Source organism: Deltaproteobacteria bacterium, assembly GCA_016223005.1.
GTDB lineage: Bacteria > Desulfobacterota > GWC2-55-46 > UBA9637 > GWC2-42-11 > JACRPW01.
Genome location: JACRPW010000007.1, coordinates 11,254 through 35,527, shown reverse-complemented (window position 1 = coordinate 35,527; position 24,274 = coordinate 11,254). Strand labels below are relative to the sequence as shown.

Annotated in this window: 24 protein-coding genes, 1 tRNA gene and 2 pseudogenes; 21 read left to right on the top strand and 6 right to left on the bottom strand. The window is 39.5% G+C overall.

The annotated features are described in order from the left end of the window. The first annotated feature begins 461 nt into the window (after positions 1-461). The gene (ade, locus tag HZC45_00955) at positions 462-2,195 is read left to right on the top strand and encodes an adenine deaminase (GenBank protein ID MBI5681737.1); all 1,734 of its coding nucleotides are present in this window, start codon (positions 462-464) and stop codon (positions 2,193-2,195) included. Here the strand turns inward: ade and HZC45_00950 are convergent. The 4 genes and pseudogenes from HZC45_00950 to rpoD form a co-directional block, all read right to left on the bottom strand. After that, positions 2,196-4,622, bottom strand: a pseudogene (locus HZC45_00950) (homocysteine S-methyltransferase family protein). 16 nt (positions 4,623-4,638) lie between these two features. Then, the gene (locus tag HZC45_00945) at positions 4,639-5,214 is read right to left on the bottom strand and encodes a GerMN domain-containing protein (protein MBI5681736.1); all 576 of its coding nucleotides are present in this window, start codon (positions 5,212-5,214) and stop codon (positions 4,639-4,641) included. A 2-nt stretch (positions 5,215-5,216) separates the two neighbouring features. Next, on the bottom strand, positions 5,217-6,125 hold the full coding sequence (locus tag HZC45_00940; protein MBI5681735.1) for a glutamate racemase: 909 nt from the start codon (positions 6,123-6,125) through the stop codon (positions 5,217-5,219). A gap of 13 nt (positions 6,126-6,138) precedes the next feature. Continuing rightward, positions 6,139-7,638 carry an RNA polymerase sigma factor RpoD gene (gene rpoD / locus HZC45_00935; GenBank protein MBI5681734.1) on the bottom strand — a complete coding sequence of 500 codons (1,500 nt, stop codon included), beginning with the start codon at positions 7,636-7,638 and terminating at the stop codon, positions 6,139-6,141. A gap of 232 nt (positions 7,639-7,870) precedes the next feature. Here rpoD and HZC45_00930 point away from each other — a divergent pair. The 3 genes from HZC45_00930 (at position 7,871) to HZC45_00920 (ending at position 9,361) form a co-directional block, all read left to right on the top strand. Further along, positions 7,871-7,947: transfer RNA gene (locus HZC45_00930), tRNA-Pro, on the top strand. A gap of 237 nt (positions 7,948-8,184) precedes the next feature. Beyond that, positions 8,185-8,934 carry a bifunctional demethylmenaquinone methyltransferase/2-methoxy-6-polyprenyl-1,4-benzoquinol methylase UbiE gene (gene ubiE / locus HZC45_00925; GenBank protein MBI5681733.1) on the top strand — a complete coding sequence of 250 codons (750 nt, stop codon included), beginning with the start codon at positions 8,185-8,187 and terminating at the stop codon, positions 8,932-8,934. A gap of 79 nt (positions 8,935-9,013) precedes the next feature. Further along, on the top strand, positions 9,014-9,361 hold the full coding sequence (locus HZC45_00920; protein ID MBI5681732.1) for an SCP2 sterol-binding domain-containing protein: 348 nt from the start codon (positions 9,014-9,016) through the stop codon (positions 9,359-9,361). A gap of 1 nt (position 9,362) precedes the next feature. On the opposite strand, the gene HZC45_00915 is transcribed toward HZC45_00920, so the two are convergent. Then, positions 9,363-9,770 carry a hypothetical protein gene (locus HZC45_00915; protein ID MBI5681731.1) on the bottom strand — a complete coding sequence of 136 codons (408 nt, stop codon included), beginning with the start codon at positions 9,768-9,770 and terminating at the stop codon, positions 9,363-9,365. A 281-nt stretch (positions 9,771-10,051) separates the two neighbouring features. Here HZC45_00915 and HZC45_00910 point away from each other — a divergent pair, with 281 nt between their 5' ends. From HZC45_00910 to HZC45_00830, 17 genes and pseudogenes are all read left to right on the top strand, one after another. Next, on the top strand, positions 10,052-10,471 hold the full coding sequence (locus HZC45_00910; protein ID MBI5681730.1) for a YjbQ family protein: 420 nt from the start codon (positions 10,052-10,054) through the stop codon (positions 10,469-10,471). Continuing rightward, complete coding sequence (gene rsmD, locus HZC45_00905) at positions 10,472-11,032, top strand: 16S rRNA (guanine(966)-N(2))-methyltransferase RsmD (protein ID MBI5681729.1); 561 nt, start codon at positions 10,472-10,474, stop codon at positions 11,030-11,032. It begins immediately after the preceding gene. Continuing rightward, positions 11,029-11,511, top strand: a complete 483-nt coding sequence (gene coaD, locus HZC45_00900) for a pantetheine-phosphate adenylyltransferase (GenBank protein MBI5681728.1) — start codon at positions 11,029-11,031, stop codon at positions 11,509-11,511. The genes rsmD and coaD overlap by 4 nt, the downstream gene beginning before the upstream one ends. Positions 11,512-11,546: 35 nt before the next feature. Continuing rightward, entirely contained in the window at positions 11,547-12,182 is a 636-nt protein-coding gene (locus tag HZC45_00895) for an MBL fold metallo-hydrolase (protein ID MBI5681727.1), read from the top strand. 52 nt (positions 12,183-12,234) lie between these two features. Next, positions 12,235-12,939, top strand: coding sequence for a protein TolQ (gene tolQ, locus HZC45_00890; GenBank protein MBI5681726.1), 705 nt, complete (start codon positions 12,235-12,237; stop codon positions 12,937-12,939). 41 nt (positions 12,940-12,980) lie between these two features. After that, positions 12,981-13,403, top strand: coding sequence for a protein TolR (gene tolR / locus HZC45_00885; protein ID MBI5681725.1), 423 nt, complete (start codon positions 12,981-12,983; stop codon positions 13,401-13,403). A gap of 25 nt (positions 13,404-13,428) precedes the next feature. Beyond that, positions 13,429-14,316, top strand: coding sequence for a cell envelope integrity protein TolA (locus tag HZC45_00880; protein MBI5681724.1), 888 nt, complete (start codon positions 13,429-13,431; stop codon positions 14,314-14,316). Then, positions 14,316-15,665, top strand: coding sequence for a Tol-Pal system beta propeller repeat protein TolB (gene tolB, locus HZC45_00875; protein MBI5681723.1), 1,350 nt, complete (start codon positions 14,316-14,318; stop codon positions 15,663-15,665). The genes HZC45_00880 and tolB overlap by 1 nt, the downstream gene beginning before the upstream one ends. Before the next feature lie 361 nt (positions 15,666-16,026). Next, on the top strand, positions 16,027-16,584 hold the full coding sequence (gene pal, locus HZC45_00870) for a peptidoglycan-associated lipoprotein Pal (GenBank protein MBI5681722.1): 558 nt from the start codon (positions 16,027-16,029) through the stop codon (positions 16,582-16,584). Between the two features lie 27 nt (positions 16,585-16,611). Beyond that, on the top strand, positions 16,612-17,928 hold the full coding sequence (gene ybgF / locus HZC45_00865; protein MBI5681721.1) for a tol-pal system protein YbgF: 1,317 nt from the start codon (positions 16,612-16,614) through the stop codon (positions 17,926-17,928). 9 nt (positions 17,929-17,937) lie between these two features. Further along, positions 17,938-19,071, top strand: a complete 1,134-nt coding sequence (locus tag HZC45_00860) for a DUF362 domain-containing protein (GenBank protein MBI5681720.1) — start codon at positions 17,938-17,940, stop codon at positions 19,069-19,071. A gap of 72 nt (positions 19,072-19,143) precedes the next feature. After that, on the top strand, positions 19,144-19,935 hold the full coding sequence (locus HZC45_00855) for a transketolase family protein (GenBank protein ID MBI5681719.1): 792 nt from the start codon (positions 19,144-19,146) through the stop codon (positions 19,933-19,935). A gap of 17 nt (positions 19,936-19,952) precedes the next feature. After that, positions 19,953-21,184, top strand: a pseudogene (locus HZC45_00850) (histidine--tRNA ligase). A gap of 34 nt (positions 21,185-21,218) precedes the next feature. After that, on the top strand, positions 21,219-21,443 hold the full coding sequence (locus tag HZC45_00845; GenBank protein ID MBI5681718.1) for a hypothetical protein: 225 nt from the start codon (positions 21,219-21,221) through the stop codon (positions 21,441-21,443). A 16-nt stretch (positions 21,444-21,459) separates the two neighbouring features. Beyond that, on the top strand, positions 21,460-22,362 hold the full coding sequence (locus HZC45_00840; GenBank protein MBI5681717.1) for a branched-chain amino acid ABC transporter permease: 903 nt from the start codon (positions 21,460-21,462) through the stop codon (positions 22,360-22,362). A gap of 13 nt (positions 22,363-22,375) precedes the next feature. Beyond that, a complete protein-coding gene (locus tag HZC45_00835) occupies positions 22,376-22,576 on the top strand; it encodes a hypothetical protein (GenBank protein MBI5681716.1) in 201 nt (66 codons plus the stop codon). Between the two features lie 62 nt (positions 22,577-22,638). Continuing rightward, the gene (locus HZC45_00830) at positions 22,639-23,700 is read left to right on the top strand and encodes a zinc-ribbon domain-containing protein (protein MBI5681715.1); all 1,062 of its coding nucleotides are present in this window, start codon (positions 22,639-22,641) and stop codon (positions 23,698-23,700) included. A gap of 11 nt (positions 23,701-23,711) precedes the next feature. On the opposite strand, the gene HZC45_00825 is transcribed toward HZC45_00830, so the two are convergent. Beyond that, the coding region (locus HZC45_00825) for an LptF/LptG family permease (GenBank protein MBI5681714.1) at positions 23,712-24,274 on the bottom strand (563 nt) is incomplete at its 5' end.

Below are 24,274 nucleotides of genomic sequence, written 5' to 3'. Positions count from 1 at the left end.
CCCTATAGGTTTTTCTACCATGTAAAAGGAAAAATCGTTTGGATTGTGGCAGTATGGCATGGTGCTCAACTGCCTAAAGAACCGAATGAATCCAAAAACGCCTAACAAGCCGCTCCACATTGACGCTTTAACTGTCATGCGCCTTGCAAACGGCAGCAAGCCGCACGCCAGAAGCGCAAGTGAGCTTGTCGTTAGAGCGCTATCATAAAGCTAAACTGGACCATTCTCACCAAATTACCCATGAAAATTATAGAAGCGTAATTATGATACTATTTGCAGGGAAATCAAAAAATCCTCAACCGTAAAATAGCGATTAAAAACCTCCCCAAAAATCAATGTCTATTTTTGGGCAAAGGTCAACTTGACGAATGTGTATCTAATCCTATATACTTTGTTATACAGCCTCCTTTTTCCAATGACAACTTTCTTTTGTCGTTCACTGTAGATAAATAAATAGATAGATGAAAGATATTATACCTGCATTAAAAGAACTGATAACTGCTGCCAGCGGCAGCAATCCTGCTGACCTTTTAATCAAGAATGCACAGATTGTAAATGTCTTTTCAGGGGATATAGAAGACAGCTCTGTTGCTATATATAATGGCAGTATTGCAGGCATCGGTGATTACAACGCAAAGAGGATTATAGATTTAAAAGGGCTTTATCTCGCCCCCGGTCTTATTGACAGTCACATCCATATAGAAAGCACTATGCTTTCTCCTTCTGAATTTGCAAAGGCAGTCCTTCCAAGAGGCACAACATCGGTTATTACAGATCCTCATGAAATAGCAAATGTATTTGGAAGAAAAGGGATACAATATATGTTTGATGCAAGTATCGGACTTCCTCTGGATATTTATATAATGCTTCCATCCTGTGTGCCTGCCACCTCTATGGAGACATCGGGTGCAAGGCTTACTGCAAAGGATTTAAAACCGTTTTTAAAATATAAAAATGTGCTTGGCATTGCAGAGGTGATGAACTTTCCCGGGGTAATTGCAGGGGAAAGGGGTTTATTAGAAAAGATTAACCTTGGAATAGAAAATAATAAGAGGATAGACGGACATGCACCTGGATTATCAGGCAGAAAACTCAATGGATACATTGCATCTAAAGTATCGTCTGACCATGAATCTACAACTAAAAAAGAGGCAGAAGAGAAATTAAAAAGGGGGCTCTTTGTAATGATAAGGGAGGGGACAACAGAAAAGAATCTCAAGACCCTTTTACCCATTGTTACAAAGACAAATTCCAGAAGATTTGCCTTTGTGTCAGATGACAGGCATCCGTTTGACCTTTTAAGAGAAGGGCATCTGGATGATATATTAAGGAAGGCGGTGAGGTATGGATTAGACCCTGTAACTGCCATACAACTTGTTACAATAAATCCTGCGCAGCATTTTGGCTTGAGGGAGATTGGCGCCATTGCCCCGGGTTACATGGCTGATATGGTTGTATTTGAGGATTTAAGAGATTTCAAAACCCGAATGGTTTTCAAGAAAGGAAGTCTTGTGGCAAGGGATGGAAGGGTTATGGCAAAATCATTTCCTGTGCAAAAAGGATTATTGGACAACTCTGTGAATATAGACTGGGGAAGGGCAGGCGGTATAAAATTGCGAACTAAAGAAGGATTGATTAAGGTGATTCAGGTTTTTCAGGAACAAATAATTACAAAAAAGGTTATAGATACTCCAGCAGCAGCAGATGGTTTTGTTATATCAGATATAGAGCGTGATATATTAAAGGTTGTTGTTATAGAAAGGCACAGGAAAACAGGCAATATCGGGATAGGTTTTGTTAAGGGTTTTGGTTTAAAAAGGGGTGCAATTGCATCATCTGTAGCACATGACTCTCATAATATTGTTGCTGTTGGAGTCATGGACGATGATATACTTATGGCTGCTAAAAAGGTGGAAGAGATGAATGGAGGACTGACAGTTGTTTCAGATGGAAGTATTAAGGCATCCATACCACTGCCGATTGCCGGGCTTATGTCTGATAAACCTTTAAAACAGGTTGTAGAGTCAATGGGTAAACTCTTAAACAAAGTAAAGGAACTTGGCTGTGTCCTGCCTGACCCGTTTATGACTATGAGTTTCCTTGCCCTCCCGGTAATCCCTGAGATAAGGCTCACAGATAAGGGTATTGTTGATGTAGGGTGTTTTAAAATAGTTTCTGTGTTTGGGAGGGACTGACTATCTTTTTAAGATTTTTTTTACCTTTTCCACAGCCTCAAGTGCATCCTTTGCATAACTGTTTGCACCAATCCTATCAGCAAACTCTTGGGTTACAACAGCACCGCCGACCATTGTAATTACATCTATACCTTTTTCTTTTAATCTTTTTATAACATTATCCATCTCCATTACTGTTGTTGTCATAAGTGCTGAAAGACCTACAATGTCAACCTTATTTTTCACTGCCTCATCTATGATTTTGTCAGCAGGCACATTTTTCCCAAGGTCAATGACCTCAAAGCCGTGATTTTCAAGGAGGGTTGAAACTATATTTTTACCTATGTCGTGGACATCACCCTCTACTGTTGCCATCAAAACCTTGCCGAGACTCTCCCCTTTTTTGCCGCTAAATTCTTTCTTGAGCCTGTTAAACGCCTTTTTCATTGTATCTGCTGAAAGCATTACCTGAGGCAGGAAGTATATATTTTTGCCGAACAGTCTGCCTACCTCTTCAAGCCCTGGGATAAGTCCTTCACCGCTTACCCGCAGAGGCTCCCAGCCCTCTCTTAATGCCTCTTCAACCAAAGGCACAATGCCATCTTCATCACCGTCAATAATTGCCAGTTTAAGTTTTTCGCCGATTGTTTTTGGTTCTTCTTTTGTCTCTGACTTCTGACTTCTGACTTCTGACTTCTGACTATATCTCTTTATATACCTCTCTGCCCTTATATCCTTTCCAGACAGGACAATACTTGCATGATATGCATCCATCATTAGGATACTGTGCGGGTTTATAATTGCGGCATCAAGCCCTGCCTCAATTGCCATTGCAAGAAAGTTTGAATTTATAAGTTCACGATTAGGCAGACCAAAGGATATATTGCTGACACCCAGAATAGTTGACAGGTTAAGTCTTTCCTTTACCAGCCTTATTGCCTTTAAGGTCTGCGTTGCAGATTTCTGGTCAGCACTTACGGTCATGGCAAGACAGTCTATAACAACATCAGACTTTTTTAGACCTGCGTCAAGTGCGGCATTAAGTATCTTTTCTGCAATCTCAAATCTTCCCTCTGCTGTTTGAGGGATACCGCTTTCATCAAGGGTTAAACCCAGAACCGAAGCACCATATCTCTTTGCCAGCGGGAGTATGGCATTTAATTTTTTTGTCTCGCCGCTCACTGAGTTTATCATGGGTTTTCCGTCAACTGCCTTAATGCCTGATTCAACTGCCTGTATAGACGATGAATCTATTACAATAGGTAACTGACAGTTTTCATTTACAGCAAATACAGCCATCTGTATTGCCTTTATCTCATCTATACCAGGCACACCTACATTTATATCAAGGGCATTGGCACCAAGATTTTCCTGCTCCCGTGCCTCTTTTCTGATAATAGATGTCTTGAACTCCATCATCTCCTGTGCCAGTATTTTTTTTCCTGTTGGGTTTATCCTCTCGCCTATTATTATTGGGGGGTAATTCTCTCCAAAGGTTATAAATCTTGAACGACTTGCAAGCCGTGTTGTTGTCTTTTCTTTTCTGACTCATGACTCCTGACCCCTGACTCCCGATAGATACATTCGGGGGCAGGCTTCTGACTTTATCCTTTTTATATGCTCTGGTGTTGTTCCACAGCACCCTCCTAAAACCCTTACACCCAGTGCCATAAATCTTGGGACATATTCTGCCATTTCATAAGGGGTAGCAGGAAATATAGTTCTGCCATCTTTTAAGTAAGGTATGCCTGCATTTGGCTGTGCAATAAGAGGCAGGTCTGTAACCTCTGACATTGACTTAAGGGCAGTGTAGATACCTTCAGCACCTAAACTGCAGTTAGCCCCGATTACATCAGCGCCAATGCCTTCAGCCACTATCGCAAAAACCTCTGGTGATGTCCCCAGAACAGTCCGCATGGTTTCATTAAAAGTCATGGTTGCAATGACAGGAAGCCCTGTTGACTTTGATGCCATCATTGCAGCCTTCATCTCTTTAATATCCATCATGGTCTCAATGATTATGCAGTCACTACCTGCATCAGCAAGGCTCTTAGCCTGTTCTTCATAGATAGAAAATGCCTCATCAAATGTAAGGTTACCAACAGGTTCTATAAATCTCCCTGTTGGTCCAATCCCGCCTGCAACGAGTGCCTTGCCGCCAACTGCCTCTTTTGCAATCCTTACAGAGGCATAGTTTATCTCTCTTACTTTATCTTCAAGACCATACTCTTTTAATTTTATCCTGTTTGCGCCAAATGTATTTGTAGTCACAACATCTGAGCCTGCATCCAGATATGCTGTATGAACTGTTCTTACAGCATCCGGCATACTTAAATTCATCTCATCAGGGCAGGCACCGGGCTTAAGTCCTGCCTGCTGAAGCATGGTGCCTGTTGCACCATCAAAGATTACAACCTGTCCCCTGATTCTTTTTAAAAGGTTATTCATTATTTCTGATACCTCGTTATTTTGTTTTATCTCCGTCAAGGGGAAGACTTATGTCAATATGGCCGGCAAGTGTCTTTGCCTTTTTACCATCTATAAGGATTTGAACCTTTTTAAATTCAGGGAAGTTAAACACAATGCTGTTGACAATGGAATATACAGTTTGAATTTCAGCAGAACTTCCTCCCGGATGTTTTGTGGTAATATCAGCGCTAAAATCAATGGCTGCCGTTTCTTTATCCAGTCTTACATTTAAAACTTTTGTTTCTTCCGGTATTGTTCTAATAAATTTTTCCGCAGGTCCTTTTATGAGTTGTTCCATAACCTCTTTTATCTCTGATGCAGTTGTCTCCTTTTTAATATCCCTTTTCTCTACACCCAGTTTAACACCTGTAGCATTAGAAAAATAAAGGGATACAGATTTTGTTTCAGGGGGTATTGTTTTTTCTTTAATGATAGGAGCAGTTCTCTGTTCACTAAATTTTGCAAGAAGATATAATCCTATCAAGACTGTTAGTAGAGATACGATAATTATGGATAACCATCTGCCAGAGCGTCTTTTTTCTAATCTTCTGGTTTTTTGTTTTTTTGGCATTATTATACCTTATCGTTGGATTGGAATGGTGATACTTCAGACTGTGTAACATCCACCTTGTCCACATTATCAAGGGCTGCACCAATAAATCTGCTGCCAACCATAATAAATCTTTCAGGGGAATCTGTTACAAAGAATCTGCGCGATGGTTTTAACTGTAAATCATTTTCCAGAATGCCTTTGTCCTGCAGCACCCTTGACACCTCAACTGCTGTCTCCTGTCCTGAGTCTACCAGTATGATCTCTTTGCCAATAATATTGGTGATAACATCTTTTAGTATCGGGTAGTGTGTGCAGCCCAGAATAAGTGTGTCTATATCCTTATCTTTTAATCCTGTCAGGTAGGTTTTTGCTGTTAGAAATGCCACTTCATTATCAATCCATCCCTCTTCTGACAGGGGAACAAAGATTGGACATGCCTTTGTGAAAAGTGTAATACTATTTATCTTAACCTCAAAATATCTATTGAACCCCCTCTCGCCATGTTCTTTTAAAACTACAGATTTTTTTCCGCATAAGTCATTTATGGCATTTACATAGGAATTACTTTTTATTGTCCCTTCTGTTCCAATTATACCTATCTTTTTATTTTTTGTAGTTGATAATGCCTTTTTTGCCCCTGGGTATATAACACCTATTACAGGTATCGGCATCTCCATAGAAAGCTGCGTCAATGCAAAGGCAGATGCGGTGTTACAGGCGACAACAAGTGCCTTTATGTTAAATCTTAAAAGAAATCTTGCGTTTTCAAGCGAATACTTTATTACTGTGTCAGGCGATTTTGTGCCGTAAGGAACCCGTGCAGTATCGCCAAGATAGATTGTATCTTCATGCGGTAATACCCTTATAACTTCTTTTAAGACAGTGAGTCCGCCAATACCCGAATCAAATATACCTATAGGTCTTCTCAATTATCCGCCTCTTTTAATCCTCACTAAAACCTTTAAGTATCTTTACCCTGCTTGGATGTCGAAGCCTTCTTACTGCCTTTGCTTCTATCTGGCGGATTCGCTCCCTTGTTACCCCTAACACCTTCCCAACCTCCTCCAATGTATAGTCCTGCCGTTCCCCAATACCGAAGCGCATCCTCAAAACCTTTTCTTCTCTAGGTGTAAGAGATGACAGGACTTTTCTGGTCTGTTCTGAAAGGTCATGGTCAATTACAGCCTCAGCAGGTGAGGGTGATTTGTCGTCTGCTATAAAGTCGCCAAGTGAACTCTCTTCATCATCGCCAATGGGTGTTTCAAGAGATAGGGTCTGTTTCATGAGCCGCAGTATTCTTCTCACCTTTGCAACAGGAAGGTCCATCCTTTCTGCAATCTCATCTGGATAAGGCTCTCTTCCAAGTTCTTTTAACAACTGGCGGGATGTCTGAAGAAGTCTGTTTATGGTTTCTATCATATGCACAGGTATCCTGATTGTCCTTCCATGGTCAGCGATGGCTCTGGTAATAGCCTGTCGTATCCACCATGTGGCGTATGTTGAAAATTTAAAGCCTTTTTTATAGTCAAATTTATCCACTGCCCTCATAAGACCGATATTGCCTTCCTGAATAAGGTCTGAAAACTTAAGTCCAAGGTTTACATATCGTTTTGCAATACTAACAACCAGTCTTAAGTTTGCCTCTATCAGTTCCTTTTTTGCCTGCCTTACTTCTTTGTCAAGTCTTGTGACATGCTGTGCTAATGTCCTCATACCATCCCGTTTCATGTCTAGTTTTCTGAGCATCCATCTAATCCTCTTCTTTGCCCTTTCAGATTTTCTAATTCCCTTTTTGCGCTCTTCCCGCTCCATTAGTCTTTCAAGTCTCTTTATTCTTCTTATTATACGGTCTATCAGAGTGGGACTTAAAGGCATCTCTTTAAGAATCTTATATGCGCCTTCTATTTTTCTCTTTTTAATCTTTTCAACAGTGGCAAGGATATCTTCTATATAATCATCTTCATAGTGGCTTATATCTTCAATCTCCTCAATCAGTTCCCGCAGTGAAGACTTTTCACTTTTAACCCTGTCAGCAATCCTTGCAACCTCTCTGACTGCAAATGGACTATTCAGTATAAGTCTCTTTAATTCAGTTCTACCCTCTTCTATTGACTTGGCAAATACTATCTCATCTTCCCTTTTCAGAAGGGATACAAACCCCATCTCTCTCATGTATATCTTGACAGGGTCATCAATCCTTTCCACCTTCCACGTATCTTCCTTTTCTTCCACTATCTCGGTTTCTTCTGTAGGCTGAATATCCTCAAGATTATCAACCACATTAACGCCCATTTCACCAAGACTCTCAAGGAAGTTATCCATCTCCTCAACGGAAAAACCATCCTGCGGTAAGGCATCATTTATTTCGTCATAGGTAAGAAATCCCCTTTCCCTGCCTGTGTTTATTAATTTTTGAATGCCTGTAGTGTTACTTGTTAAAATTTCCTTTGCCAAGGTTTTCTCCTTAACTTAGATAAAAATTTAAACTTTAAGTATAACATATTTTTTAAAAAAGTCTAATATTTTTCTATGCTTTTCTATGCTGGATAATTTTGGATAATTTACTATTGAGCAATACGCGGGACTATGTTATAACAAAAACGCAATTAAAGAACAAAATAATTTTCCGCAACTGGGATTATAACATCATAAATTCCAGATAATATCTTAATATCGGGGCGTGGCTCAGTCTGGTAGAGCACTGCGTTCGGGACGCAGGGGTCGGAGGTTCAAATCCTCTCGCCCCGACCATAAAGATATGGATTAGGGGCTAGGTGATAGTATAAAAGAGTGAATAAGGATAAAAGAGGATTTGAAGCCAGTTTTACGCCGAACAGATGTGAGGATAAGTCCGCAGGGATGCGGATGAAAGTAAAACTGGCCGGGTCTGAAGGAAGCGTCAGGACGACGCTAACTGAAGACCAAATCCTCTCGCCCCGACCATAAAGATATGGATTAGGGGCTAGATAAACATTAGGTAAAGATACTATGGAAGATAAAAAAACAGCACACTTTGGGAATAAGGTTATCCCTGTTGAGGAAAAGAGGCACAGGGTTGCGGATATATTTTCATCTGTTGCTGCCAAATATGATTTAATGAATGACTTGATGAGTTTTGGCATTCATAGGCTATGGAAGAGATTTTTTGTAGGCAAGGCAAGGCTCAAACATGGGGATATGGCGATTGATGTAGCTGGCGGGACAGCAGATATTGCAATACTCATGGCAAGGGAAGTTGGAGAAAATGGCAGAGTTGTTGTCTACGATATAAATAAGGAGATGCTTGAGGTAGGGAAGACAAAGTGTATTGACAAAGGCTTTTTAAAGAACATTCAGTATGTTCAGGGTAATGCAGAGGAGATATGTTTTCCTGATAATACATTTAATGCTGCTGCTGTTGGATTTGGTATCAGGAATGTTACATATATTGAAAAGGCATTCAAGGAAATGGCTCGTGTTGTAAAGCCCGGGGGCAGGGTTATGTGCCTTGAGTTTTCACATCCTACATCAAAACTATTTAATAAAGCCTATAATGTTTATTCTTTCAAGATAATGCCCGAAATCGGCGATATTATTACAGGCAACAGAGAGGCATACACATATCTTCCTGAATCAATCAGAAAATTTCCAGCACAGGAAGAGTTAAAAGAGATGCTGGAAGGGATTGGGCTTTACAATGTCAAATATTACAATCTGTTTAACGGTATTGCAGCCGTGCATATTGGAATAAAAATATAGGGTCATGGGTCAAGGGTCAAGGATTAAGGAAATACTTGCAACTTGCAACTTGCAACTTGGAACTGCTTTTTTGCGGTTTATGCCTCTTTGGGTTGAGGCGATAGGCATGGGTGTTGTCATGGGTATAATCCTTGACATGAACCCTAAATTTAAAGAGAGGCTGAAACGGATTGATAATAAAGTTTTTCTCTTTGATGCATCAGATATAAAAAAGAGATTTTATTTTTACATTAAGGACAGGGATATAAAGGTTATTCCCAATTTTGCAGGCAATGTTGATGTTATGATGAAGGGTAAGGTTGTAACACTATTTGGGCTGTTACTTGGCAAAGAAGACCCTGACACTGTATTTTTCTCAAGAAGGCTTGAGATGAGCGGAGATACTGCAGCTGCCATTCATTTTAAAAATATATTAAATAGTCTATAGTTTATTCAAATATTATTTCTCTTATATTCCTTGCAGATATGCGATAGTTTCCAAAATTTGTTGTTCCATAAAATCTGTTTTCATCATCAAATGAGACTGCTACAACCTCGCCGCTTCTAAGTGTTACCTGTGCATCCTTTTTTCCACCTCTGGATTCGCCAATAAATACTATCTTTTTTATCTTTTCAAAAGGGATTGATATGGTTCCTTTACCCCTTGTGCCTATAAAATAGACCTTGCCGTCCCAACTGACATCCTGACATTTTGTTGATATACCCTGGTCATCTATGACAGTTGCATTAAATCTTATCTCTGGTTTAGGAACCTCATTCTGCGGCACCTGTCCCATACCTGTTAAGAAAAACCAGCCTGTTACTACAATTAGAATGTTTAGCAGCCTATTTTTCATGGCAATTCTCCTGATTTTTTTATATGGGACAGATTTGAAATCTGTCCCCAGTTATATATCCTTGTATATCCTGCGGGGACAGTCCCCTAGTAGATTGCCACGTCCTTCGGGCTTGCAATGACATGGCGATATTTATGCAAGAATATATAGCAATAGATTTAGAAAAGGTCAAGTATTATTGCCAAACATGCCAAACATGTATTATTGACAAACAGGATGCTTTCAAATATACTCATTTAAACTAAACTAATGATACCTGTTTGGACTTAAGGGGATGCAAAATGAATGTATTCAGTGACACAATAAGGATTACCACAACACTGAAAACAGAGGATATTAATATAACGGATATGGTGGAATCTGTTATTTTTGAAAGTAATATAAAGGAAGGCAGCGCCACTGTATTTACAGGACACACAACAGCAGGCATCCATTTGAATAATAATGACCCTGACCTCGCAGAGGATTTGCATGGTTTGTTGAATGAATTGGTTTCAAATAAAAAAAAGGGATTCAAGCATAATAAAGGTGATTACGGAAGGAATGCTGATGCCCATATAAAATCTGTCCTTGTTGGCAATGGTGTTACAATCCCTGTAATGAATAACAAGTTGGCATTGGGGCAGTGGCAGGGGATATATCTTTCAGAATTTGATGGTCCTAGAAACAGGGTTATTGTTGTCAGGGTGATTGGAAAATAGATGAGGGTTGTAAGCGGTTCTGTAAAAGGCAAAAGGCTTTGTGCAGTAAAAGGGCTTTTTATCAGACCCACATCAGACAAGATAAGAGAGTCTGTATTTAATATACTTGGTCATACCTTTCATTATAAGCATGTTTTGGATTTATTTGCAGGGACAGGTGCTATGGGTATTGAGGCGCTCTCCAGAGGTGCAGAAAGTGCAGTGTTTGTTGACAGTAATTATGCGGTAATTAAGATAATCAGGAAAAATCTGGATATATGTGGGTTTTCAAAAAGGGCTAAAGTTCTCAAGATAGATGTTATTCAAGCCTTAAGCCTTAAGCCTTTAGCCTCTAACCTGTTTGACCTGATATTCATAGACCCGCCTTATGAAGCAGGTTTTACAGACGCAATCATAGAGATTATTGATAAGAATGTTATGTTGACAAAGGACGGCATAATAGTTTCAGAAACTTCAAAAAGGATAGTGTCTAAACCTGCGTTATCACATCTGGAGGAGTTTGATAAAAGGCGGTATGGAGATACGATAGTAACATTCTACAGAAATAAGGAGCGGTCATGACAAGGCATATTGGTGTATACCCCGGGACATTTGACCCTATAACAAATGGTCATCTTGATATAATTGAAAGGGGACAGAAGCTTTTTGACAAGATGGTTGTGGCTGTTGCAGAGAGTCCTAAAAAGCAGCCCCTTTTTGATGTTGCAGAAAGGATTGGGATGATAAAGGATGCAACAAGAAAATATAAGAATATCAAGGTTGAGAGTTTCGAGGGATTGCTTATAGATTATATGCACAGGAAAAAGGCAGGTGTGATATTAAGGGGGCTACGTGTAACATCTGATTTTGAGTATGAATTTCAGATGGCACTTACTAACAGGAAGCTTGATTCAGGCATTGAGACAGTTTTTATGATGACAAAAGAGGACTACTCATATATAAGTTCAAGATTTATAAAAGAGATTGCAAGGCTTGGCGGAGACTTAACAGGTTTTGTTCCGTCAGATGTGGCAAAAAAACTAAAAGGGAAATATAAATAGTCCCCAAAATCCGATTTAGTATTTTGGGGTAGTCTATGTTTTTACAACAACTTACAGTAGGACCACTTGATGTAAACTGCTATCTGGCTGCTGATGTGGACAGCAAAGAGGCACTTTGCATAGACCCGGGTGGGAATGCCCATGATATATTTAAAATTTTAAACAACAATAATCTGAAACTTAAATATATAATCAATACCCATGGGCATTTTGACCATATTGGCGGAAATGGGGCATTAAGAGAAAAGACAGGTGCAATACTTGCCATTCATGCAGACGACGCAACATTACTTAAAGACGCGATGTCCCATGCAGTATTTTTTGGCGTAACCTCCAAAGGTTCTCCTGAACCTGATATGCTGCTCAAAGATAATGATATGCTTGCAATTGGAGATATTAAAATTAAGATAATTCATACCCCTGGACATACAAGGGGCGGAATATCCATCCTGATAGATAAATTCCTTTTTACAGGCGACACCTTGTTTGCAGGTTCAATCGGGAGGACTGATTTGCCCGGTGGTTCATACGAACAAATAATTACCTCTATAAAAAATAAACTTCTGATATTTGACGAAGAATTTAGAGTATATCCAGGACATGGTCCATCTACAACCGTTGGTGAAGAAAAGAGAGGCAACATCTTTATAACAGGAGATTTAGATGAATAATATCTTGAGTGTGGAAAATCTTGGAACGAAACTTGATGGAACATTTACTGGAATGATAGTTGGTGCAGGACCCATGGTCAAACTTGTTCTGGTTATACTCCTTATTTTTTCTATCGTATCATGGGCAATAATGTTTGCAAGGTATATATTTTTCAGAAGACTGGAAAAGGAATCAAGGGTATTTCTTAAATACTTCTGGGAGAAGAAACAATTTGGTCCGATATTTGAAATGGCAGCAAATAATAACTCTCCATTTGCAAAGATGTTTATAGCAGGATATACTGAAATCAGTAATTTAAAAAAGACAGAGGAGGATAAACAGGTATCTGAATATCCCCATATGTCATTTGAAATAACCGGGATTGATGCAGTGGAAAGGACGCTTAAAAAGGCAATGAGTATAGAGGTTGCAAGGATGGAAACAACTGTCCCATTTCTTGCAACAACAGGTAACACCACCCCATTCATTGGTCTTTTTGGCACAGTATGGGGTATAATGGATTCATTCAGACATATTGGACTAAAGGGTTCTGCAAATCTTGCTGTTGTTGCACCCGGCATATCAGAGGCGCTCATTGCAACTGCTATGGGGCTGTTTGCAGCAATACCTGCTGTCATAGCATATAATCATTATGTAATGACAATAAACCGCATAGCATCCGAGATGGAAAACTTTTCAGCAGATTTCCTGAATATTGTTGAAAGACATTTCTTAAAAACAGGGCTGCGGGGGCATGATACCGCTGTAAAGAAGTAAGAGATCCCCAAAAATCAATGTCTATTTTTGGGATATAGGTTATGATTACAATTAATAAAACCAGAACCGTTCTTTCACAAATAAATGTTACACCATTTGTGGATGTAATGCTTGTCCTTCTGATAATATTTATGGTAACAGCGCCAATGCTGCAGGAGGGGCTTGATGTAAATCTGCCAAAGGTAGCCGCATCATCGCTGGCATTAACAGAGGAAGAGCCCTTGGTCATAACCATTGATAAGGATGGAAAGATATTAATCAATAATAATAAACTGGATTTAAGAGAATTAAAGGATAAACTGGAGGCAATATACCAAAAGAAGATGGATAAGATGGTTCTCCTCAAGGCTGACAAAGATGTGTCTTACGGGAGTGTAGTGAAGGTCATGGCAGAGATAAGGAGGGCTGGTATAGAAAAGGTTGGCATGATGACAGAGCCATCGGAGAAAGAAACCCAAAAATAGACATTGATTTTACGGAGAAGGGTAAATGTATTATCTTTACGACAAATGGGATAATATTCCACAATTTATAGCGATATCTACTGCGCTTCATCTCCTGATTATTTTTATTGTCATATACCTTTCAATCATGACACCTGCAAAAAGGTTTATAACACCTGTGTATATCGTTGACATATTTGAGTCTGCGATTGAAAAGCCTAAAAAACCTGTAACAGAACCTGTGCAGATCAAAAAAACTGAACCTGTATCTCAACCGATAGATAAGGTTGCTGAAGAACCAACCAAAAAAGAACCGGATGTAATAAAGGTTGAGCAGGATAAAAAGGTGGATGTTGATATTGCCCTTAAGATGTTGGAAGAAAAGATAAGAAGGGAAGATGAAAAAGAGACGAGTATACAAAAAAAGATAAAGGAACTGGAGTCATTCACTAATATTCAGCAGAAGGTAGAGGAACTTGCAAAAAAGGCTGAAAAAAAGGATACAGCAGTTAAAAAGATTGAGAAAAAAGAACCTGATGTAAAAAAACAGATTTCAGCAGAACCTCATGTTAAAATAGATGCTGAACCTGTCCTGCCCATGACAAGGCTTGTTGGCAAGGTTAGTCAGGAAATGATTGACTTGGAATTTAAGGCATATTATCTTAAATTGAGAGAAGGTATATATTCCAAGTGGATATTCCCAAACGATTCCAAAAAGGATATGATGACCATTATAGGTCTCAAGATAAGCAGGGCAGGTAATCTTATAGAAAGGTATCTTGAAAGGTCTTCAGGCAGTCCAGCATTTGACAACTCCGCAGTCAGGGCAGTAGAAAAGGCTGCGCCATTTCCGCCTTTGCCTGATTCCTTTCAGGATGAGTTTATGGAGGTAGGTATAAGATTTTGTCCCTATGGGTGCACAGAAGGTAAATAATGATTAGATTTGTCAACCCCAAAAATGCAGTTACATTTTTTGGCAACATAGTTGCTGTACTTATTTTATTAGAAGTTTTATTTGCACTTGATGCATCAGCAAAGGTATATATTGATATAAATTCGCCAGGGTCAAGGAAACTTCCAATAGCAATACCTGACATGATTGCAGTTGAAGGCGGGGACCGACTGGGGCAATCCGTAGCAACCATGCGGGAGGTTCTTGTTCAAGACCTTACATATTCAGGTTTTTTTGATATATTGGATAAAAAGGCGTATATAGAAGACTCAAGTTTAATGAGGTTAACAGAAAGTGAGGTAAACTTTAAGGATTGGCGGGTAATAGGCGCGGATGTTCTTATAAAAGGCGGTGTTGTTTTAAGGGGTGACGACCTGATAGTTGATATAAGGCTTTTTGATGTAATTACAGAAAAGACAATTTTGGGGCAGAGATACAAGGGGAAAAAAGATGATATACGGAGGATAATGCACAGGTTTGCAAATGAGGTTGTAGAATTACTGACAGGAGAAAAAGGTATCTTTGAGACAAAACTTCTTTTTGTTTCAGAATCTACAGGGAATAAGGAGATATATCTTTCTGATTATGATGGTTATAATGTAAAGCAGATTACACAAAACAAATCTATAAATGTTTCGCCCATCTGGTCGCCTGATGGAAACAGTATTATATACACATCATATAAGGAAGGGCAGCCATATCTTTATATGTTTGAATTATATACAGGGAAAGAAAGCCGTATCTCAAGCCATAATGGAATAAATATAGGCGCCAGATGGTCGCCTTCAGGTAAGGAGATTGCCCTGACACTTAGTAAGGATGGCAACCCTGAACTTTATATATTGAATATAGAAACAAAGGAGTTTAGAAGGCTCACAAATAATTTTGGAATAGATGTCTCCCCAAGTTGGTCCCCTGACGGGAAAAGGATTGCCTTTGTTTCTGACATTGCTGGCAATCCGCATATCTATATGGTAAACTTGGAACTCATGAGTTTTACGAGACTGACCTATGATGGAAGATATAATGCATCACCTGCATGGTCGCCAAGGGGTGATAAGATTGCATTTGCAAAATTAGGTGAAAATGTCTTTAATATCTGGGTTATGAATACAGATGGGACAGAGCAAACTCAATTAACATATGATTTGGGCAATTGCGAAAATCCAACATGGTCGCCAAATGGCAGATATGTAGCATTTGCATCTACAAAAGAAAGGAACTCTGCAATCTATATAATCAGGGCAGACGGCGGTGATGTGCCAAAGAAGGTAACCAGAGGGGATAGAGTTACACAAAAAAACCCCTCATGGTCGCCATTCCAGAAATAAAAAGGAAGAGGTTTTAATATGATTATAAGAAAAGGATATTTGCTAGTTGTAAGGTGCAGAGAAGGGCCATGATTTATTCAATAAAATCTTGAGAATAAGAACCACCATTTTAAATCAGGAGGAAAAAATGAGAAGAAATAGTTTATCTTCTATGATACTTGCAGTATTTATTGTCCTTATAATCGGATGTTCTAAAAAGGCCGTTATAGAAGAGGAGGTAATGACAGGCGAGCCGCCAAAGATGTCATGGTCAACATACGAAACTAAAGGGAGTTCTGATTCAAGGGATGCAAAGGCATCAGCAGGCGCTCAGGATGCCAAGGTTACTGCCTCTAAAGAGGATACAAAATCTGGACAGGGAATGGCAGTAAGTAAGGAACCTAAAGTTGATGACAAGACATCCAAAGGACAGCAGATAACAGGTGAAAAGATGGTAAAGGTTGAGCCTAGTGTTGAATCAAAACTGGATAAGATAAAGACCGATGCAGAGGCAAAGGCTGCGGCAGAGGCAAAGGCTGCGGCAGAGGCAAAGACTGCGGCAGAGGCAAAGACTGCAAAGGATGAACTCGCAAGGCTTGTTGAAAAGGAAGGCAAATTATATACAATCTATTTTGATTTTGATAAGTTCCTTGTGCGGGACGATATGAAGCAAGTCCTTGGAAAAAATGCAGATTGGCTTAATAAAAATTCAGCGGTTAAGATACAGATAGAAGGGAACTGTGATGAACGGGGTAGTGATGAATACAATATGGCACTGGGTGACAGAAGGGCTCAGAGTTCAAAGAAGTATCTTGTAAACCTTGGCATAGATTCAAACCGTGTTTCTACGATTAGTTACGGTGAAGAAAAACCTGTATGTAAAGAAGCAGATGAGTCCTGCTGGTCTAAAAACAGAAGGGCAGAATTTGTAGTTAAATAAAACCCTCTTACGGAGATGAGTCTATTATTGGGGACAGATTTGAAATCTGTCCCCACACAGGTTATGGGATTTAAAATTATTACTAAAAATAAGACCTTTCTTTTATTATCCGCATTGTTGCTGCTCTATGGCTGTGTCCCGCCTGCTGAACAGGAGGCGATGCAGAAAGATATTGCCAGTATAAGAGAAGAATTCGGAAAGAAAAATATAACACTCTATAACGATGTAGAGGGTGTAAGAACCCGTCAGGATAAGACAGAAAAGTCTCTTTCTGAAATCAGAGGCGAGGTAGAACTGCATACTGGTAAGATTAGCAGTATCATAGAGGATTTTAAAACCCAACAGTCAAAGGTTGAAAACGATATTGCAGATATCAGGAAAGAGGTTGGAACACACTCACAGGTTATTAACACTATTAATGGTATTCTGGAAGATTTCAAAGCCCGTCATGATAAGACAGATAAAGAGATTGCCGGTATAAAAAAAGACATTGATTTGCAGAATAAACTAGTTGCTCAGGTTGCTGATGAACTGAGAAGGGAAAAGGCTGTCATATTTAACTCATTGGATGAGATAAAGATAAAGATGTCGCATCTGGAGGGCAGGTTTGACGAAAGCAAATTTGATGCACAGAAGGCAAAGGATAGTATAGAATCTGTTCAGGCAAAATCTGCTGACAAAAAAGAAACTTTAGATAAATTTGCTGCTATCCAGACAACCCTTGCCTCAATGGAAAAGCGGATGAGCTCTGATAAAAAGGAGTTGATTGATGAGTATACTGCTGTCCAAAATGCCATACAGACAAAGTGGACAGCGCTGGAAAGACAGTTATCTGCACAGAATGAAAAGGTTAAAACTATAGAGGAAAAGGCATCACTGCTTGAAAATGACATCAAACAGCAAAAAGAATCAATAACCAATATTCTTGAAAAAGAATCTAAAAAACCCGCTGCAATGTCTGAACAGATAGACCCGAAAACGTTATATGAAGAGGGCCGCAAATATGTGATGGAAGAAAAGGGTTTTAATAAGGGTATAGAAATATTGAGGAATTTTATAAAGATATTTCCTGAACATGAACTTGCTGATAATGCACAGTATTGGATTGGAGAGGCGTACGACAGACAAAAGGATTACGAAAGGGCTGTTCTGGAATACAATGAGGTTATAAAAAGGTATCCAAAGGGGAATAAGGTGCCTGCTGCCATGGTAAAGCAGGGTATGGCATTCTATAAACTTGGCAATAAAGAAGAGGCAAAAATCCTGTTAGAAAGGGTAAAGTCCAAGTATCCTGATACTGACGAGGCATCTCTGGCAAATAAAAAATTGGAAGAAATGAAGTAGCAGACTTTAATGTTACCAAAGGTTGCATTAAGAAGATGCGGCACTTATGAAACTAGTGAAGTTTATAACACTGTAAAGGAATCAGTAGGACTTCTCGGCGGTATCGGTTCATTTGTAAAAAAAGGCGAGAAGATACTTATCAAACCAAACCTCTTATCTGCAAAATCCCCTGACGCTGCAATAACCACCCACCCTTCTTTTGTAAAGGCAGTAATCCGACTTGTAAAAGAGGCAGGTGCATATCCTGTTGTAGGAGATAGTCCAGGAATGGGTTCAACTGCAAAGGTTGCTGCAAGATGCGGCATACTGGATGTATGTAAGGAAGAGGATATACCTCTTGTTGAATTCAGGCAGTCTATAGAAATAGATAATCCTGACGGAAAGACATTCAAAAGATTTGAGATTGCAAAAGAGGTATTGGATGTTGATGGCATAATAAATCTGCCAAAACTCAAGACCCATACCCAGATGTTTATGACACTCGGTGTTAAAAATATGTTTGGGTGTATTGTTGGCACAAGGAAGGCACAGTGGCACCTTTCAGCAGGTTCTGACAGAGAACATTTCGCCCGAATGTTGGTGGACTTATATCTATTTCTGAAGCCGAGGCTTACCATTGTTGACGGCATAATTGGTCTTGAAGGGGAGGGTCCTGGCAGCAGCGGCAAACCAAGACATCTTGGACTTGTCCTTGCCTCACAGGATGCGATTGCATTGGATAGGGTAGTAATGGAGATTATTGGTGCAAAACCGGATAATCTCTATACCTGCAAGGTTGCAAGAGACGATGGTTTGGGAGAGACAGATATTAAAAGGATTGATGTGCTAGGTGATTCTATTCAGTCTGTCTTTGTAAGGGATTTTGTATTTCCAAAGATTGTTGATATTGCCTTTTCACTCCCTTATAATCTTAACAGGCATCTAAAAAAACATCTAACAGCAAAACCCTATATAAATAAGAAAATCTGCACATTGTGCAAGATGTGTGTGGATCTGTGTCCGCCTCATATAATGAAAAAGATAGACAATGCCATTGAAATAGACTATGACAATTGTATAAGATGTTTCTGCTGTCAGGAGATATGTCCTGAAGGTGCAATCAGGGTAAAAGAAGGCTGGCTGATGAAGGTTTTGTTGAAATAGAAAAGGAGGTCTGCATTGAAACTATTAGGCACACGGGAGGTTTACGGCGATACACTTGCTGAACTTTTTAATATGGGGGTATCAGAGGCAGATATGATGGGAACTGGTGCAGGGCTTGCATCTTGCGGAAAAATCCCATTTGCCTCCACATTTGCCATATTTGCAACAGGAAGGGCATGGGAACAGGTGAGGCAATCCATTGCATATCCAAAATTAAATGTAAAGATTGTTGCAAGCCACGGCGGTATCACAGTTGGTGAAGACGGCGCCTCTCATCAATCGGTGGAAGATATTGCCATTATGAGGGTAATACCAAATATGACTGTGATAGTTCCATGTGATGGGATTGAAACTCATTCAGTAATCTATGAGATTGTTAAATATAACGGGCCTGTTTATGTAAGGGTTGCAAGGGCAAAATTCCCGGTTATCTTGCCTGAAGATTATAAATTTGAAATTGGAAAGGGTGTTGTTGTAAGGGATGGGATAGATGCCTCTATTATTGCATGCGGGCTTATGGTGAGTCATGCGATTCAGGCTGCAGATATTCTTGAAAAGGATGGGGTGAAGACAAGGGTTATAAATATGTCAACAATAAAACCCATTGACAGGGATTTGATTATAAGAACAGCAAAAGAAACAGGTGCTGTTGTTACAGCAGAGGAGCATTCCATAATCGGCGGACTCGGCGAGGCAGTTGCAGGTGTTCTTGCAGAAGAATGCCCTGTGCCTGTAAAAAGGATTGGTATAAAGGATATATTCGGACAGTCAGGGCTGGCAGAAGAACTCCTGAAACACTACGGCTTGATGCCTAATGATATTGCAAATGCGGTAAAAGAGACATTAGCAAAAAAGCAGAAGTAAGAAATGAGAAATCAGCAATGATAAATTCCATCAAAGGTTTTAATGACATACTTTCGCAGGATGCAGTCCTGTGGGAATATATTGAAAAATCTGCCAGAGATGTCCTCAGGGTATATAATTTTTCAGAGATAAGGATTCCTATAGTGGAAAAAACAGAACTCTTTGCAAGGGGCATAGGCGATTTAACAGACATTGTTGAAAAGGAGATGTATTCATTTCTTGACAAAAACGGTGAATCCATTACCCTAAGGCCTGAAGGCACTGCATCTGTTGCGAGGGCATATATTGAGCATAAATTATATAACATGCCTATTACAAAGTTATACTATCTAGGTCCAATGTTCAGGTATGAAAGACCGCAGAAGGGCAGATACCGCCAGTTTTATCAGATTGGCGCAGAGGTTTTTGGTGCAGATAGTCCAGTGGTTGATGCAGAGACCATTGATATGTTGATGGCATTGTTTGAAAGGGTTAAACTGGATGACGCGAAACTTGAAATCAACTCACTTGGCTGCAAAAAGTGCCGTCCTCTTTACAGAGAAGGACTTATTAACTTTCTGTCAGATAAGAGTCAACATCTATGTGAAAATTGCCAGAGGAGAATCTATTTAAATCCTCTACGGGTAATTGATTGTAAAAGCCATAAATGTATAGAGATAACAACTGATGCGCCATCAATATTAGATTTTATATGCCCTGAATGCAAAAACCACTTTGAAGATGTAAAAAAGCATCTTGTCCTTTTTGGCAGGACATTTTCAATAAATCCCAGAATGGTTAGAGGACTTGATTATTACACAAGGACAACCTTTGAGGTGACATCATCTAAACTTGGCGCACAAAATGCTGTTGCTGCAGGCGGCAGATATGATGGTCTTGTTAAGGAACTTGGCGGTCCTGATGTGTCAGGTTTTGGTTTTGCGATAGGCATGGAAAGGCTGGCACTTGTTCTCAAAGAAACCACTGACTTTATTAAAGAAGAGCGGCCTTTATGTATTATAGGCATTGGTGAAGATGCAGAAAAGGAGGTGGTAAAAATCCTGAAGGATTTAGGATAGAGATGGGCTGCAATGGTAAAGGGATAAAGCAGCAGATGAAGACAGCGGATAAAATTGGGGCAAGGTGGACCCTCATACTGGGCGATGATGAACTATCAAAAGGAGAGATAACCATTAAAGATATGAAAACAGGTGAGCAGGAGAGGGTTGGGATTGATAAAATCATTGATAGATTAAAGGCCCAAAAATAGACATTGATTTTTGGGGAAAGGGGGCATTATGTATATGAGTGAAGGAAGTATGGCTGCTGCATTTATGGGGGCATTCGGGCTATTTATCATATTTGTATCTATCGTTTTACTTGTTGTATGGACTATTCTGCCGTTCTATATCTTTGGCATGAAGGGTATTATGAAAGAGATATTGGAGGAGCAGAAAAGGACAAATGAATTTTTAAAGGATATGCTATACAGAAAGATTGCAGCAGATACAGTCAAGAGTCAAGAGTAGAGAGTCAAGAATAACTATGTTTCTTCAGCAGTCAATAAATGGTTTAACACTGGGCGCTGTATATGCCTTGATTGCACTTGGTTATACAATGGTATACGGCATACTTGGGCTTATAAACTTTGCACATGGTGAAATTTATATGCTCGGTGCATACCTTGCAATAATAGTATTTGGAATACTTACAGTGTCAGGCATAACAGCATACAGTCTGCCATTGTCTATTCTTATTGTCTTTATAGTTGCCGGTATTTTTTGCGGTGCATACGGCTTAACAGTTGAACGGACAGCATACAGACCCCTTCGGCATGCCCACAGATTGTCCCCTTTAATATCAGCGGTCGGCATGTCCATATTTCTGCAAAACTATGTCATGCTCACACAAGGGACAACAGACAAAGTCTTCCCCCATATTATGCCTTCCGGCAGCATAAATATCAGCAATGCATTCATCAGTTACATCCAGATATTTATCCTTACGGCATCCTTTGTTTTGATGGCTGCTTTGCATTTTTTTGTAAAAAAGACAAGGCTCGGCAAGGCAATGAGGGCAACCAGCCAGGACAAAAAAATGGCCAGCCTTGTTGGAATCAATATTGACAGTATTATAGCAATAACATTTGTAATAGGTTCTGTTATGGCAGCAGCAGCAGGGATGATGGTTTCCATGTATTATGGTTCTGTAAATTTTTTTGTCGGCTATGCGGCAGGCATAAAGGCATTTACAGCAGCAGTTCTTGGCGGTATCGGGAATATCCCTGGTGCAATGCTTGGAGGGATTATACTCGGACTTGTTGAAGGCTATGGTGCAGGATATATCTCCAGCGAATATAAAGATATCTTTGCATTTGCTATATTGATTATCGTTTTAATCTTCATGCCGACAGGTTTACTCGGAGAAAAAATATCTGAGAAGGTTTGAAAATGGGGGCAATATGAAAGAAAAGATAATAACCATCCAAAAAGGGAAAGAGGGTATAGTTATACCTGAAGACTATCTGAGATATCTGGAACTGATTCCCGGTGCAGAGGTGGAGATTAGACTTGATAAAAAGAAGAAGTGGTTGCTTGTGAGGCCCCTCCATGCCAAAGACTTTATTGAGCATTTTAAATCAACTATGGAAAGTATGGCATAAGGCTGAAATCCCTTGTTTTTTGCTAGGATAATGTGGTAATGATTTACTCTATGAGGTATTAGATGATTGTTCAATGTGATGTCTGCCAGACAAAATTCCGCATAGATGATTCAATGGTAACTGAAAAGGGTGTAAGGGTCAGATGCACAAAATGCAAAAACATATTTTTCGTTAAACCCCAAACCTTTGATGTGCCTCTGCCTGTGCCTGAACCTCCAAAAGAAGAACAAACCATATCTTTTAATATAGATACAAAGCCTGATATTCAGCCAACTGATAAAAAAGAGATGCCCGATGATGAAAAACTTGCTGCAGACTGGTCAATGGATATATCCTTTGATGAAGAAAAATCGCCTCATCCAAAAGAGGAATCCCATGCAGTCGGTGCAGGTGGTTTTGAAATATTTAAAGACTCATCTGCTGCAGATGACAGTTTTTCTTTTGATGTAGAAAATAAACCTTCACCAGAGCCTCCAATTACATTATCAACAACTCCGGAAGATGAACCCATCATATCCGAACATAAAACTATGCCAGATGAAGATGAACATCCATCATTTGAACAGGAACATACAGACGCATCTCAGGAACCCCCCTTTTTTAATGATGTGGTAACTGATGTTCCAAAGGAAAAGAAACAAAGCCGTCTAGGAATTGTAATTATTTTGAGTATATTGTTTGCTGCATTAGTTGTTGGTGTAGTGTATATGACAGGGAGTGTAAATACCGTTACCAGAATATTGAATATGAAAGAACCTCCTTTGACAAGCAGATTTGATATTGTTGACCTTAAAGGATATTATTACGCAGAGAATACAGTTCTCGGCAGATTATTTTTGATAGAGGGCAAGATTATAAGTTCCTATGATGTGTCTAAAGATATTACCGGTATAAAGGGAACTCTATATAACAGTAAAAGCAGTATAATAGAGGAAAAGTTGGTTAGTCCAGGGGTCATCGTATTGTCTGATGATTTAAAGACAATCTCAAAGCAAGAGTTGGGGAAACTCTTTAGTAATACTAAAAAAAGTACGATGCCTCCTAAAGGCAGCATGCCCTTCATGGTTATATTTAGCGATATACCTCCTGATACCTATGAGTTTGGTGTAGAACTTATTCTGTAATCATCACAAATCTACTGCCTTACATTCAAAAACATAAGTGTCCCGATTATCCCAAAGATAAGATTTGCAGACCATGCAGCAATTACAGGCGGCATGAATCCATTGTAGCCGATTGATGTGGTTATTGCATGGACAATCCAGTAACTAAAGCCTATTATGACACTTAAACCAATACCCATTGCCATACCGCTGTGTCTGCCTGTCTTGAGCGCAAACGGCACACCAAGTATTACCATTATGATATTTATAAAAGGGAAGGCTATTTTGCCGTGAAGGTCAACAATATACCGGGTTGCATCATAACCATCCATTTTTAATTCTGCAATATATCCTTTAAGGTCAGCAAAACTCATTTCATCTGCAAGTCTTTCTGTTCCGTGAAGTTCATCAGGTCCTTCCTTAATAGGAATAGTTTCATTTTTTATAACAGATGTCTTTATGATGCCTTCCTGAAACTGCCGTTTTATGCCGTCTGTAACCTGCCATTTTCCCATTATCCACCTTGCCTCCATGGCATCCACCCTTGAATGGATATTGAAGTTACTGTCAATCTCATAGAGTGTCAAGCCGTGGA